2 protein-coding genes and 1 pseudogene are annotated in these 1463 nt (G+C 50.4%); all 3 read right to left on the bottom strand.

The window, feature by feature from the left end:
• Positions 1-322: hypothetical protein (locus J7396_RS21895; RefSeq protein ID WP_244669822.1), on the bottom strand; the 322-nt coding region annotated here is incomplete at its 3' end.
• Between the two features lie 184 nt (positions 323-506).
• Positions 507-881, bottom strand: a complete 375-nt coding sequence (locus J7396_RS21890; RefSeq protein ID WP_144080873.1) for a hypothetical protein — start codon at positions 879-881, stop codon at positions 507-509.
• A pseudogene (locus J7396_RS21885) lies at positions 871-1463 on the bottom strand (hypothetical protein); the annotation flags it as partial. The pseudogene J7396_RS21885 and the gene J7396_RS21890, both read right to left, overlap by 11 nt.

Below are 1463 nucleotides of genomic sequence, written 5' to 3'. Positions count from 1 at the left end.
CGATCTGCGTCAGCGAGGTCTGACCGCCGCCAACGATGTTGGCGACTGGAATGGTGGCGGGGTCGACGCGCGTACGGGTTGCGTTCGCGCCCGTCGTGACACCGGTACCGGCGGCGGTGGTCTGCACAGTCGCCTGATCGACGCTGCCGCGCACCAGGCCACTGTCGTTGGACATCACGGGTGCGACCGACATCTTGACGATGCCGCCCGATGTGGCCAGCGTGGCGTCCTGCGTGTTGGCGCCGACGTGCGTGCCTGCGCTGCCGCTGGTGCCGGTGGCAACTTGGATACTGCTCGCGCCGCCGTTGGCACGGCCGCCCACTGCCTGGCCGCCCACTCCACCGGCGCTTTGCGCGGTGCGACCATTCAAGCCAACTTGGGCGCGGATGCCGTCGAGCGCGCTGCCGCTGATGCTGCGCCTTGCTGCAGGTCCTGCTGTCGACCAAGGCCGCCGTTTAATTACCTCCGTCCCTGATGTCTTCTGATGTTTGGAATGTAAAAACAGGTCACCATTCCTTTAAAATTTGCATATGTGCTCCATTGCGGATGACATAAACATCTTCGTATTGGAAAGAAAGTACAAAATTATACAGACTGGTGGCGTCAAGCAATTTAAGAAAATTTTCAACATCTTCGCGACTCTTGCCTAGCGAATCTGCCCTTGAATGGAAGCTGCCAGTGATTCCCACTAGCCACTGAAAATTGACCCCCTCAGCAACTAAAGGCTCAGGTTTATCATTACAGCGAAAAACAAATCGAGAATTTGATTTATTGAAATTTCCAAATATAGCCCCTTCTTTGCACTGATAGCTATTTTCCAGTTTATTCAGGAGCATAATTATATCATCCAAACTAATGCCATTTTCAATTTCAAGAATCATGGTTATAGTCATTTCGAAACTCCAATATTTTGAACTTCCTATCTTTCATAATATAAATTTTATTCAACCCTTTCACGGGATTTGCTTTTAATGCATTCCCTACTTGATCGAGAGTCAAAGGGGAGTCGGCAAGATTTACAACGATAATACTTGCCTGATCTTCAACCTTATTTGCCAAAGTTTTTATGACAGATATAGGACTGTTAGTCCTAGGAGAATAAACATCTGCAAGCTCTCCATTTATCATTAGATCAGGATTGGCCTGATTTTTCTTAATGTTTGGAAGCTGCTCAATATTATAGCCAGCTTCAGCAAGCCCTCGAGCTGCCTCATTCTGACGATTGATTGAACGTACATGATCTGGTGGCGCATTGGGTGGTGGCACCTCAGGCTCACCCAGCAACGCTCCTCCCCTTGCTTGCCCCAGTCCAGCCTCACTATCAGCATCTGCAGAGGCAGCCGACGCCCTCGTCGATAGCGCCTTACTTTCTAAACCTGCATTCTTTATTGAATTGCGGATGATATTTGTGAATTGGCTCCCAACCAAGCCTCCCGCTTCTCCAACGACGATGCCTGCCCACA

Origin of the sequence: Xanthomonas sp. A1809, assembly GCF_017746015.1 — a bacterium.
In the GTDB taxonomy this organism is placed as follows: Bacteria; Pseudomonadota; Gammaproteobacteria; order Xanthomonadales; family Xanthomonadaceae; genus Xanthomonas; species Xanthomonas euvesicatoria.
This window is presented reverse-complemented; position numbering and strand designations above follow the sequence as displayed.